Below are 12293 nucleotides of genomic sequence, written 5' to 3' on the forward strand. Positions count from 1 at the left end.
TTGATTGCTATCCTATCTATCGACGCGAACTATCGCGGCACGGAGGATTTTAATGAATATTCGCGATCTTGAGTATTTGGTGGCCCTGGCCGAGCACCGTCATTTCCGACGGGCGGCCGATGCCAGTCATGTTAGCCAGCCCACCCTGAGCGGCCAGATTCGCAAGCTGGAAGATGAACTTGGCGTGATGTTGCTGGAGCGCACCAGCCGTAAGGTACTGTTCACCCAGGCCGGCCTGCTGCTGGTGGATCAGGCCCGCACGGTCCTGCGCGAAGTGAAAATATTGCGTGAGATGGCCAGCCAGCAAGGGGAATCCATGTCCGGCCCCCTGCATATCGGCCTGATCCCAACCGTCGGCCCCTATCTGTTGCCGCATATCATCCCCACGCTGCATGAGACCTACCCTAAGCTGGAGATGTACCTGCATGAGGCCCAGACCAGTCAGCTGCTGCTGCAGCTGGACAGCGGTAAACTCGATTGCGCCATACTGGCACTGGTTAAAGAGAGCGAAGCTTTTATCGAAATCCCCTTATTCGATGAACCGATGCAGCTTGCGGTGTATGCCGACCACCCCTGGGCGGACCGGGAACGGGTGCCGATGTCGGATTTATCCGGGGAGAAGCTGCTGATGCTGGAAGACGGCCATTGCCTGCGCGATCAGGCGTTGGGCTTCTGCTTCCAGGCCGGTGCCGATGAGGATACCCATTTTCGCGCCACCAGTCTGGAAACCCTGCGCAACATGGTGGCGGCCGGCAGCGGCATTACCTTGCTGCCCGCCCTGGCGGTGCCCAATGAGCGTAAGCGTGACGGCGTCTGTTATATGAAATGCTATAAACCCGAGCCAAAACGCACCGTGGCGCTGGTCTACCGGCCCGGCTCCCCGCTGCGCGCCCGCTATGAGCAGTTGGCCGAGTCGATACGTACCCATATGCAGGCGTATATGGGTACCGATTTAAAAGAGGCGGTTTAAGCCGTTCAGCGCCGCCACCCGAAAGGCTTCCGCCATGGTGGGATAGTTGAAGGTGGTATTGACGAAATAATCGATGGTATTGCCTTCGCCTTTTTGTTCCATGATGGCCTGGCCGATATGGATGATCTCCGCGGCGCGCTCGCCAAAGCAGTGGATACCCAATATCTGCCGGGTATCACGATGGAACAGGATTTTCAGGCTGCCGACATTCATGCCGACAATCTGCGCGCGCGCCAGATGCTTGAACTGCGCGCGTCCCACTTCGTAAGGCACTTTCAGCAGCGTTAATTCCTGTTCGGTTTTACCCACCGAGCTGATTTCAGGAATGGTGTAAATGCCGGTGGGAATATTTTCAATCAGCTGTACATTGGCCTGGCCTTTGATAATCACCTGCGCGGCGATACGTCCCTGGTCGTAGGCGGCCGAGGCCAGGCTTGGATAGCCGATGACATCGCCCACCGCGTAGATATGCGTCAGGGCGGTCTGGTACATGCTGTTGACTTTAATCAGTCCCCGGCTGTCCGCCTCCAGCCCCACGTTGCCCAGCGACAGCGAATCGGTATTGCCGGTGCGCCCATTGGCATACAGCAGGCAGTCCGCGCGCATCCTTTTGCCGGAACGGAAGTGGACTTCCACACCATTCTCTGTGCCTTCGATCTTTTCATACTCTTCGTTATGGCGGATAACCACGCCGTTTTCCCAAAAATGGTATGACAGCGCGTCCGACATTTCCTGGTCAAGAAACGCCAACAGCCTGTCGCGCGTATTGATCAGGTCCACTTTAACGTTCATGCCGCGGAAGATTGACGCATATTCACAGCCAATCACGCCGGCGCCATAAATAATCACATGCTGGGGATCATGTTTTAAATCCAGGATGGAATCACTGTCATAAATGCGCGGATGGGTAAAATCGACATCACTCGGGTGATAGGGACGGGAACCGCAGGCGATCACGATATGCGCCGCGCTGAAATGTTCGACGGTATTATCCGGATACTGAACCTTGACGGTATGGGCATCAACAAAAGTGGCGTCGCCGGTAATAATCCGGCACTGGTTACGCTCATAAAACCCCTGGCGCATCCGGATCTGCTGTTTTATCACGCTATCGGCGTGATGCAGGATATCGGCGAAGCTGGCACGCGGCAGATGCTGATTACCGTTATATAACGGGTTCTGGTTGAACTCGATAATCCGGCTGACCGCCTGGCGCAATGCCTTGGAGGGAATGGTGCCCCAATGGGTACAGCCGCCGCCGACGCTGTTATAGCGTTCGATAACCGCGACGCGGGCGCCCTGCTTTGTCAGGCCCATGGCGGCGCCTTCTCCGCCTGGGCCGGAACCTATAATAATGGCATCGTAATCGTACTGTGGTTGCATACCGGCTTAGCCTATATTTATACAAAATCACAACGTCAATGTAACATTGTAGACCGGAGATCCCAATCCTCACCGCCTTTTTTCTTGGGTTACGGCACCCACGGCACATAGCATTACGTCAAAATTCGCAGTTTGTATCAACGCTGTTGCAACAAATTTTGATATAGTGGCATTTTTATCGGTAATGTGGGGCAGGGCAGGACTATGGGCGTCAGAGCGCAACAAAAAGAGCGGACCCGTCGTTCCCTTGTCGAAGCGGCATTCAGCCAGTTAAGCGCCGAGCGTAGTTTTGCCAGCCTGAGCCTGCGTGAAGTGGCCCGTGAAGCCGGTATTGCGCCCACCTCGTTTTATCGCCATTTTCGCGATGTCGATGAACTGGGCCTGACCATGGTGGACGAAAGCGGCCTGATGTTGCGCCAGCTGATGCGCCAGGCTCGCCAGCGTATCGCCAAGGGCGGCAGCGTTATCCGCACGTCGGTGGCCACCTTTATGGAGTTTATCGGCAATAATCCTAACGCCTTCCGCCTGTTGCTGCGCGAGCGTTCGGGTACGTCAGCGGCGTTTCGTGCCGCCGTCGCCCGTGAAATACAGCATTTCATCGCGGAGCTGGCCGATTATCTCGAGCTTGAAAATCACATGCCGCGCAGTTTCACCGAAGCGCAGGCCGAGGCGATGGTCATCATCGTCTTTAACGCCGGCGCGGAAGCGTTGGATGTTGACGCCAACCAGCGCCGGCAGCTTGAAGAGCGGTTGGTCTTGCAATTGCGGATGATTTCGAAGGGGGCGTTTTATTGGTATCGCCGGGAGCAGGAAAAGGCGACCGCCCTCACCCTTGACGAAAGCAGGTAGATAACATGACAACACAACCTTTGGGTGAAAGAGGCACGCTGCTGCTGGCGTTGATTGCCGGTTTATCTATTAACGGTTCCTTTTCGGTGCTATTCAGCGCCATCGTGCCCTTTTCCATCTTCCCGCTTATCTCGCTGGTGCTGTCGGTGTACTGCCTGCATCATCACTATCGCGATCGCGCCATGCCGGACGGGTTCCCCTCCCTGGCGGCGGCCAGTTTCCTGCTGGGCTTGTTGATGTATAGCGCCATCATCCGGGTGGAATATCCGGTTATCGGCTCTAACTTTATCCCGGCGATCCTGATGGTGGTGCTGGTCTTCTGGATTGGGCGTAAATTAAAACGACTGCAAAGCATCGGACGAGACCAGGATTTGTAGCGCTCGATTAAAACTGATTGAGACGATTTTGGTTATGACTAAATTATTTGGATATAATTTCCCAGGCGACATAACAAAGTTCAATGGTTTCTAGCTATTATAATTGGTTAATACGCTTGGCAATATATTTAAGAACGGTTTATTTTATTATGCTAGCCTATGTTGCCAGGCCTTATTTTTACTGCGGTCACCATTAATTGTTATTGTGGTTTATCCAGGGGGAATATTGATGACTGATATATATGTTGATAACTCTATTGTTTACTTGGTTAACCGGTCAAACAATGCCCGATGCGAACACGGCCATAACAAAACCGGCCCCTCAGGTTTTACGCGGTCGTTTGATCGTGCGGCCAACAGTACGACTAAGCTGGTCCAAAGTGCTTTCCCTATTTTCACGTCGTTAGTGGCTATCGCCATGTTTACCCACAGGCTTAGCGCCGTTTCAGCCCGCGGTAGCACCAAGTTGCTAAACAGCAATATGCCTGTCTGCACTACCATGGCGGCAAGCCATTTCCAAGAATTAAGTATTTTAATAGTAGGAGGCGTTACGGTCGGGTATCTGGTGGGCTGTGGTCTTGGAAAACTAAAATCTTTATTTAATAGTGAGCCAGTGACGATTATTGATAAATATTTTTATAACTATTACTTAGGCGTATTGGTCGGCGTCTTGTTGTCTGCTTATATAACCGGTCTTGATGAAACACTGGCATAGTAATAATCAATAAAATGTTGTAGCCGCATTTAGCGATGGCATACTTGGTTAAACCTGTTCAGGCAACCGATTGGATCACGCAAGACCGGGGAATTAACATCTTTTCTTCATTGACGTCGGGACCGAAATGATTTTTTCATCGGCTTCGATATTAATATGTAAACCACCTAAAAATGGTGACAATTTATTTATGCGGGACATGTTTTTTTGTATCATCTTGTGTATGAGATTGCATTTTTCCCCAGGGTAAAACTGGGTATTCAATCAATTGGAGGTCCTTGTGCCGGAATCATTTATTCACCCATCCGCTGTTATACAAATTAACGCCGCGAAGTATATTGTCAGCGATGGCCCTGATCGATTATCCACATCTTACCGATTGATTTATGCGATTACGTGGGCTGTTAAAGGCTCCTTTCCCTATGTTAAAATATTCGCTCTCGCCACATTATCTTTAACGGCTGTGATAAGCGCCATTGAGTTAACCTGGAGGCAGATATCCGCTTCAATCCAGGATGTTGTCAAGCCGCCTCCCATCACTGACCAGGAAGTCAGGGGACTGAAGGGAGAGATCATGGCGTGGGATTGTTCATCGGCGCGGCGGGCGGCTGCGCGCTGAAATTATTTGCATTTTTTTGTGGTGTGGACACGCAAAATCCCGAGATATTATTTTTACCGTGTCGCTTTGGGCCTTTAATCAGGTGCGCTGGGTAGTGTGGCTTACACTAATTTTGTCGATATTACGTTGGACAACATAGCCACATAATATATAGCTGTGCAGCCTATTATTAAATTAATATATTGAATGGTTATTAACTAAAGTGATTAATGCTGATGTAAAATTCCCCAGGAGCCTTTATGACATCTCCCTCTAGTGCTATTTCGCCTAGTACCGATTTTACGCCCTTAACTCTCGCTACTACTGGTAGTACCGGTTGCCAGGTTGATAACCATCGAGGTATGAAGTCCACGATTATCAATTCACTTCAACGTGTGGCAAATTCCGTTCAGCCGGTGATCAGGCCTATCTGTATTGTAACGCTATCCATGGCGTCGATTGGCATAGTCGTTTTTACGAAAAATTTTATTGCCGCTACCATACGCGATATAAGTAGCCCTGAACCAGTTACACCTAATGAAATATTGAGGTTAGAACATGCACGCAGGGACATAGGTACTGACTTAGGTACGCTTGGCGGCTTCGCCAGCGGTTTGACCATTGGCCTCGCTATCTCATTATATAAAAAAAATGTTGCGCCTCATCTGTCTGTGGGTCTTCCGATAATTGTAAGTTCTGCTATCGGCGCGGTAACAGGAAAAATATATTCATACTATGTAGATCATTTACCGGGTGGTGTGGATAATTGATCCCGATTTATTATCTTATGAATGTAAATATTATTTTAATGCAGGTCAAAATAAATACGCTGATTAATATCAGCTTGCTTTGGGTCCGCTTTCTGGCGGCAATTCCGAGCCGTAACGCGACATCAACGCGGCAAGTTGTTGCTCATTGGGGGATAAAAACGGCATTATTGCTTTTACTCCGTAAATAAATCTTGAAATGAATATTAAGACATACGCATTTGTCTCATTTGCGTCAACACCACCTTATATACCCAATATCTGCGTTTAGCCGGTCATTGGCAAAGGCAACAGAAAAATTGGCGGCATGATGCTTTTTGACGGTGGTGGCTATGGTTAAAGAGACTAGGTTAAATTTGTCGGCGATTGAACTATCATGGCGGGAGGCGGACGGATAACAGTTCTTATGCAACGCGACATAAGATAAATGTTATCCGCCCTGGTATGCAGGTATTTATTTTTTAATAAATGGGCGGTTTTTTTTGGTGCTTTGGCTGCCCTCAAGCGCGCGAGAAAACACAAGGCCGTCGCACTAACTTCATTTACTAACCTTAATTAAACTGAATAACTTTAAATCTGGGTACCAGTGTTTTCATTAACGCCCAGGCAATCAGATAGGCTAACCCGCAAAATACGAACATAATGCCGTAACCCACGTCAATTTGTCCCAGCGCCTGGTAATGGTCGAACAGCGCGCCGGCAACCTTGGTCACGGCCACACCGCCGAATCCACCCGACATGGCGCCAATACCTATTACCGAAGCAACGGCTTCGTTAGGAAACATATCGGATACAGTGGTGAATAAATTAGCTGACCATGCCTGATGGGCGGAAGCGGCAATGCCAATCAGAATAACCGGCATCCAGAATCCCGCGTGTCCCAATGGCTGGGCAAAGATGACGGCCAACGGGAATATGGCAATAAAAAGCATGGCTCGCATCCGTGCAATATAAGGATTAAGCCCTGTTTTCATAAACATCGCCGGAAGCCAGCCTCCGCCAATACTGCCCACCATGGTCATACAGTAAATGGTGGCGATAGGTAGCATCAACTGCGTATCGCTCATCTTGTATTGCGCGGACAGATAGGCCGGCAGCCAGAACATAAAAAACCACCAAACCCCATCGGTCAAAAATTTACCGATAGCGAATGCCCAGGTCTGGCGATAGGCTAATAAGCTGAACCAGGATATTTTTTCATGTTCGTGCTCCCGATTTTGTTGTGAATCAACATCCTCGGAAATGTGATTATATTCATCTTGGTTTAAGTTACCTTTCGCAAACAGTTTTGATGGTAAATCGAACAGTCTTTTCCAAATGAATAAAACAATAAAGCCAATAACACCTACAATGGCAAAGGTTGACTGGCGGCCATCCATGGAACGATTAACGGCGCCAGGATAGCACCTACATTGGCCCCCGAGCTAAATATCCCGGTGGCAAATGAACGTTCTTTTTTAGGGAACCATTCAGCTGTGGCTTTAATCGCACAAGGAAAGTTTCCCGACTCCCCCAATCCTAACACCAGTCGAGCAAACATAAATCCGGCTATCGATATGGGCACCGTGATACTTAACGATGACAGCATAGCGGATATCCCGCCACCTATCTGCGCCACCAAGGCGTGCAATATCGCCCCAAGGGACCAGATGCCTAACACTCGGGCATATCCCTTTTTGGTTTCGGTAAAATCAACAAACCGTCCGGCAAAAATCATCCCAATAGCATAAGTAAACTGAAAAACTGCTGCTATATTTGCATAATCGCTGTTACTCCAGCTGAACTCTTTGGCTAATGATGGTTGTAGCAAACTCAATACCTGCCGGCCGAGGTAATTGATAGTAGTACCTAAAAAGAGCAATACGCATATAACCCATCGATAATTGGTCCGAGCCATTATTCACCATATTTTAAAAAACAAAACACATTTTTATTTTATGTGGAGGCGTATTTTTAATTTACTTGAAAATTTTGATATGATGCTCGTCACATATTGATCATGCCGAAAAAAATCTTTCAAGACAGGAATGGGCAAGGCAATGAGACAGTCAACGGCGACGTAAAAGCGCAGCGATCACCGCTGAGCGAGATGACGGCATATGAAGGGTGACAGGCTGCGGAAATGAATCATCTTCGGGTCGTTGGCTGGAGGAGGATATTGTCTCGACGCAGGCGCGGCGATTAAGGCATTTTGGCCGTTAACAGCACACCGCACTCCATATGACGGGTGTAGGGAAATTGATCGAACAGGGCCAGCCGCTCAACGATGTGGGATTGGGCAAGCGTTTCCAGATTGCGGCACAGTGACTCGGGATTGCAGGAAATATACAGGATGCGGGGATAGGCCTGCACCAGTTTCACCGTGGCGTCATCCAGCCCGCTGCGCGGCGGATCGACAAAAATGGTCTCGCAGTTATAGTCTGCCAGGTCGATGTCCTTCAGGCGGGTAAATTCCCGCACACCCTGCATGGCTTGGGTAAATTCCTCGGCCGACATGCGGATAATCCGCACATTGTTAATCTGATTGGCGGCTATATTAAACTGCGCGGCCTCCACGGAAGGCTTGGCGATTTCCGTGGCCAGGACCTGGTTAAAATTGCGCGCCAGCGCCAGGGAAAAGTTGCCGTTGCCGCAATAAAGCTCCAGCAGGTCCCCTTGCGCCTGCTCGGTTGCCGACATCGCCCATTCCAGCATCTGGATATTCACGCGGGCGTTAGGCTGGGTAAAGCTGTTTTCAATTTGGCGGTAAACCAGCTCTCGTCCGGCCACCGGCAGGCGTTCATCGACATAATCGCGATCCAGGCAAATTTTGGTTTTGGTGGCGCGGCCAATCAGGTTGATCGCAAAACCCTGCGCCCGCAGGTTATCGCGCAGCGCGCCCGCATGCTCACGCCATTCGTCGTCCAACGGGCGATGATAAATCAGGGTAATCAACGCCTCGCCGCTGAGCGTGGTGAGATAATCAAGCTGGAACAGCTTGCGCCGTAAGATCGGCGATGGGCGCAGGGCATCCATCATGACGGCCATCAGTTTGTTCAGCAGTTCGCTGCCGGCGGAGAAGCGATCGATGCGGATCCGTTCCTTGGTCTGCTGATCAAACATTATATGATATAGATCCTGCTCATCATGCCAGACCCGGAACTCGGCGCGCATCCGGTAATGCTCGGCCTGCGAGCGGAATATTTCCGCAATCGGCGCCTGAAACGCCGCCATCATCGCGTTTAGCCGGGCAGTTTTCTCCGCCAGTTGGGTTTCATACGCTTCGGTTGGCAACGTCTCGTCGGTCATGATGATTTCTCGCTAATATCCGTTATTTTTCCCAGTTTGTGGGGGATTGTAGGGGATAAACCGGTGAAGTCCAGTGTTGTTGCGCTTATAAATAGTTTGATTATTAGTGCTATAGACATGCTTATCTCTTTGATTGTAGGATTCTTGTCCGGTCTTTTGTAAGTTAAAAGGGAATCCAGTTAAAAGCTGGAGCTGACGCGCAGCGGTAAGGGTACCTCAGGGCGATCGCGCAAGCAGACACTGTCATTATGATGGGAAGTCGTCGCCTGGCGTTATATTACGCATCCCAAGCCCGAAAACCTGCCGGTATTTCGTCGCAATATCCATGTTTATCGCGAGCCATCAAACATGGAACCTGCGGCATCCTATTTTATCATTTGGATGCTATGGCAATGCCTAAAACTAGCAATACCGTGCTGTTGGCGCTCTCCGTCACGGCATTCTCAGGGTGGGCGCAAGACGGCGCCCAGGATCAGACCGCGCAAACGATGGTCGTATCCGCCAATCGTTTTCCCCAACCCATTGCTACCGTACTGGCGCCGACCAGCGTGGTGACCCGCAGCGATATCGATCGCGGCCAAATCAAATCGGTGGCCGAAGCGTTAAGCCGACTGCCGGGGGTTGATATCGCCCAAAACGGCGGTTTGGGACAGCAAAGCTCGCTGTTTATCCGCGGCACCGATTCAAACCATGCCCTGGTGCTGATAGACGGCGTCAGGCTGAACCAGGCCGGGATCTCCGGTTCGTCCGATCTCAGCCAGATTCCCATATCCCTGGTGCAGCGCATCGAATATATCCGTGGACCACGCTCCGCGGTCTATGGGTCGGACGCCATCGGCGGCGTGGTCAATATCATCACCACACGCGAGCAGCCGGGAACCACCCTTAGCGCCGGCATGGGGTCCCATGGCTATCAAACCTATGACGGCTCCACCCAGCAAAAGCTGGGGGAAAGCACCACCGCCACCGTGGCGGGCAACTATACCTATACCCGTGGCTTTGACGTGCGCGCCAACCTGCCGGATAATTATGGCGATCCCGCGCAGCCGGATCGCGACGGTTTCATGAGTAAAACGCTGTTTGCGTCACTGGATCATATCTTTAACCAGCAGTTCAGCGGCTTTGCGCGGGCCTACGGTTACGACAACCGCAGCGGATATGACGGTAGCTACGCCTATACCGACCCCGATCATTTTGATGCGCTGCCCGATACCCGCAAACTCTATAGCCGCACTTACGATACCGGTTTGCGTTACCGGGAAGGGATCTACGCCTCTCAGCTCTCCTTTAGCTATAACCATACGCAGGATTATAACTACGACCCGAAATATGGACCCTATTCCGCCTCTGCCACCCTTGATGATTCCAAACAGTATAATGCGCAATGGGGTAATACCCTGCAGTTAGGCCACGGCACGGCCGGCGCCGGAGTGGACTGGCAAAAGCAAACCACCGAGCCGGGCACCGGCTACCTTGCCGACGGCTATGAGCAACGCAATACCGGCCTTTATGCCACCACCTCGCAGCTCGTCGGGCCGGTTACTCTCGAAGGCGCGGTGCGCGGCGACGATAATTCGCAGTTTGGCTGGCACGGCACCTGGCAAGCCAGCGCCGCCTGGGAGTTTATCGAGGGCTATCGGCTTATTGGGTCTTACGGTACCGCCTATAAGGCGCCCAACCTAGGCCAGCTTTATAGTGGTTATGGCGGCAACGAGGATCTAAAACCCGAGGAGAGCAAGCAATGGGAAGGCGGGGTGGAAGGACTGACCGGCCCGCTGACCTGGCGCGTCTCGGCGTATCGCAACGATATCGACAACCTGATTGATTACGACACGCCGACCAGCACCTATGAAAATATCGGCAAGGCCCGTATCAAGGGAGTGGAATGGACCGGCTCGGTTTATACCGGCCCGTTGCAGCATCAGCTCACGCTGGAATACCTCGATCCGCGCGACGCCACCACCAACCAGGTCCTGGCCAGGCGCGCCAGGCAGCAGGTGAAGTATCAGCTTGACTGGCAGGCGGCCGATATCGATTGGTCGCTTAACTACCGGTACCTTGGCGAGCGTTACGATACCAACTACAACACCAATGACCGGGTGCGGATGGGCGGCGTAAGCCTGTGGGATATTGCCGCGTCTTATCCGCTAACCCCCCATCTGACGGTTCGTGGTAGAATAGCCAATCTGTTCGACAAAGACTATGAGACGGCTTATGGCTACCAAACCGCAGAGCGAGAATTTTATCTCACCGGGACTTATTCCTTCTGACGGTAGCAACACCAAGCGGCCCACGATCCTGATTTTTGATTCAGGCGTGGGCGGTTTATCCATTTATGATGAGGTACGGCAGCTGTTGCCGGACCCGCATTATATCTATGTTTTCGATAATGAAGCCTTCCCGTACGGCGAAAAGCCGGAAGACTTTATTGTCCAGCGGGTGTTGGACATCGTCACCGCGGTGCAGCGTCTGCATGTGCTTGATATGGTCATTGTTGCCTGCAATACCGCCAGCACCATTTCCCTGCCGGCCCTGCGCGAACGGTTTGAGTGCCCTATCGTCGGTGTGGTGCCGGCGATAAAACCCGCCGCCAAGCTGACCCGCAACGGCATCGTCGGGCTGCTAGCCACCCGCGCCACCGTGCACCGCAGCTATACCCATGAGCTGATCGCTAAATTCGCCGCGGATTGCCATATTATCACGCTGGGGTCCGCCGAGCTGGTGGAGCTGGCGGAAGCCAAGCTGCATGGCGAAACCATTGCGTTGCCGGTGCTGCAAAAAATCCTGCGTCCCTGGTTACGGCTTGCCGAGCCGCCCGATACGGTGGTCTTGGGCTGCACCCATTTCCCCTTATTAGCGGACGAGCTTAAAGCGATACTGCCTGACGGTACCCGACTGGTGGATTCCGGTTCAGCGATTGCCAAACGCGCGGCCTGGCTTATTGCCCATGAAATAGACGGCGCCTACTCGACGGAAGTGAACCAGGCCTATTGCCTGGTGGCTTCGCCGCAGGCCATGGAGCTGGTGCCGGTATTGCAACGATATGGCTTCGCTTCGCTGGAAAAACTGCCTATGCAACGGGCAGTTGAGTGATAATTCAGCGGTCAGTAAAATATTTGGAATAAGTGCTTGTCAGGCCGCGGGAATTCCCTATAATGCGCCTCCACTGACCGGGAACAAACGCTAACGCGATGCCGGATCGGGAAGGGAAAAGCGCCCCGTCCGGGCAAATAAAAGCTTGACTCTTCAGCGGGAAAACGTAATATACGCAACCCGCGCCAGGTGAGATTTACGCACGCTGGCCATGCTCTTTAACAATTTATCAGACAATCTGTGTGGGCACTCA

At 51.7% G+C, this 12293-nt stretch carries 9 protein-coding genes, 1 pseudogene and 1 riboswitch; of the genes and pseudogenes, 7 read left to right on the forward strand and 3 right to left on the reverse strand.

Translation table 11 applies throughout. The features are described from left to right. The first annotated feature begins 52 nt into the window (after window positions 1-52). Complete coding sequence (gene oxyR, locus GRH90_RS19290) at window positions 53-970, forward strand: DNA-binding transcriptional regulator OxyR (protein ID WP_162367587.1); 918 nt, start codon at window positions 53-55, stop codon at window positions 968-970. Here the strand turns inward: oxyR and sthA are convergent. Further along, window positions 953-2353, reverse strand: a complete 1401-nt coding sequence (gene sthA, locus GRH90_RS19295) for a Si-specific NAD(P)(+) transhydrogenase (RefSeq protein ID WP_162367588.1) — start codon at window positions 2351-2353, stop codon at window positions 953-955. The two genes, oxyR and sthA, sit on opposite strands and share 18 nt — an antisense overlap. Window positions 2354-2557: 204 nt before the next feature. On the opposite strand from sthA, the gene fabR reads away from it, so the two are divergent. The 4 genes from fabR (at window position 2558) to GRH90_RS19315 (ending at window position 5662) form a co-directional block, all read left to right on the forward strand. Beyond that, complete coding sequence (gene fabR / locus GRH90_RS19300; protein ID WP_162367589.1) at window positions 2558-3202, forward strand: HTH-type transcriptional repressor FabR; 645 nt, start codon at window positions 2558-2560, stop codon at window positions 3200-3202. A gap of 5 nt (window positions 3203-3207) precedes the next feature. Further along, on the forward strand, window positions 3208-3579 hold the full coding sequence (locus tag GRH90_RS19305) for a YijD family membrane protein (protein WP_162367590.1): 372 nt from the start codon (window positions 3208-3210) through the stop codon (window positions 3577-3579). 229 nt (window positions 3580-3808) lie between these two features. Beyond that, window positions 3809-4294, forward strand: coding sequence for a hypothetical protein (locus GRH90_RS19310; RefSeq protein WP_162367591.1), 486 nt, complete (start codon window positions 3809-3811; stop codon window positions 4292-4294). An 858-nt stretch (window positions 4295-5152) separates the two neighbouring features. Then, the gene (locus GRH90_RS19315; protein WP_162367592.1) at window positions 5153-5662 is read left to right on the forward strand and encodes a hypothetical protein; all 510 of its coding nucleotides are present in this window, start codon (window positions 5153-5155) and stop codon (window positions 5660-5662) included. A gap of 548 nt (window positions 5663-6210) precedes the next feature. Here the strand turns inward: GRH90_RS19315 and GRH90_RS26720 are convergent. Together GRH90_RS26720 and trmA are read right to left on the reverse strand one after the other, a co-directional pair. Beyond that, window positions 6211-7556, reverse strand: a pseudogene (locus GRH90_RS26720) (MFS transporter). 284 nt (window positions 7557-7840) lie between these two features. Further along, window positions 7841-8947: a tRNA (uridine(54)-C5)-methyltransferase TrmA gene (trmA, locus tag GRH90_RS19325; RefSeq protein WP_162367593.1), complete on the reverse strand. Its 1107-nt coding sequence runs from the start codon at window positions 8945-8947 to the stop codon at window positions 7841-7843. A 132-nt stretch (window positions 8948-9079) separates the two neighbouring features. Continuing rightward, window positions 9080-9269: riboswitch (cobalamin riboswitch) on the forward strand. Window positions 9270-9339: 70 nt separating this feature from the next. Here trmA and btuB point away from each other — a divergent pair. Beyond that, window positions 9340-11217 carry a TonB-dependent vitamin B12 receptor BtuB gene (gene btuB, locus GRH90_RS19330; protein WP_162367594.1) on the forward strand — a complete coding sequence of 626 codons (1878 nt, stop codon included), beginning with the start codon at window positions 9340-9342 and terminating at the stop codon, window positions 11215-11217. Further along, window positions 11162-12040, forward strand: a complete 879-nt coding sequence (gene murI / locus GRH90_RS19335) for a glutamate racemase (RefSeq protein ID WP_162367595.1) — start codon at window positions 11162-11164, stop codon at window positions 12038-12040. The genes btuB and murI overlap by 56 nt, the downstream gene beginning before the upstream one ends. Window positions 12041-12293 lie beyond the last annotated feature (253 nt).

It is taken from the genome of Acerihabitans arboris, from assembly GCF_010131535.1.
Taxonomy (GTDB): Bacteria; Pseudomonadota; Gammaproteobacteria; order Enterobacterales; family Enterobacteriaceae; genus Acerihabitans; species Acerihabitans arboris.

Coding starts and splice junctions, on each gene's coding strand:
- fabR (WP_162367589.1), top strand. CDS start 2,558: ATGGGCGTCAGAGCGCAACAAAAAGAGCGGACCCGTCGTTCCCTTGTC.
- GRH90_RS19315 (WP_162367592.1), top strand. CDS start 5,153: ATGACATCTCCCTCTAGTGCTATTTCGCCTAGTACCGATTTTACGCCC.
- sthA (WP_162367588.1), bottom strand. CDS start 2,353: ATGCAACCACAGTACGATTACGATGCCATTATTATAGGTTCCGGCCCA.
- btuB (WP_162367594.1), top strand. CDS start 9,340: ATGCCTAAAACTAGCAATACCGTGCTGTTGGCGCTCTCCGTCACGGCA.
- trmA (WP_162367593.1), bottom strand. CDS start 8,947: ATGACCGACGAGACGTTGCCAACCGAAGCGTATGAAACCCAACTGGCG.
- murI (WP_162367595.1), top strand. CDS start 11,162: ATGGCTACCAAACCGCAGAGCGAGAATTTTATCTCACCGGGACTTATT.
- oxyR (WP_162367587.1), top strand. CDS start 53: ATGAATATTCGCGATCTTGAGTATTTGGTGGCCCTGGCCGAGCACCGT.
- GRH90_RS19310 (WP_162367591.1), top strand. CDS start 3,809: ATGACTGATATATATGTTGATAACTCTATTGTTTACTTGGTTAACCGG.
- GRH90_RS19305 (WP_162367590.1), top strand. CDS start 3,208: ATGACAACACAACCTTTGGGTGAAAGAGGCACGCTGCTGCTGGCGTTG.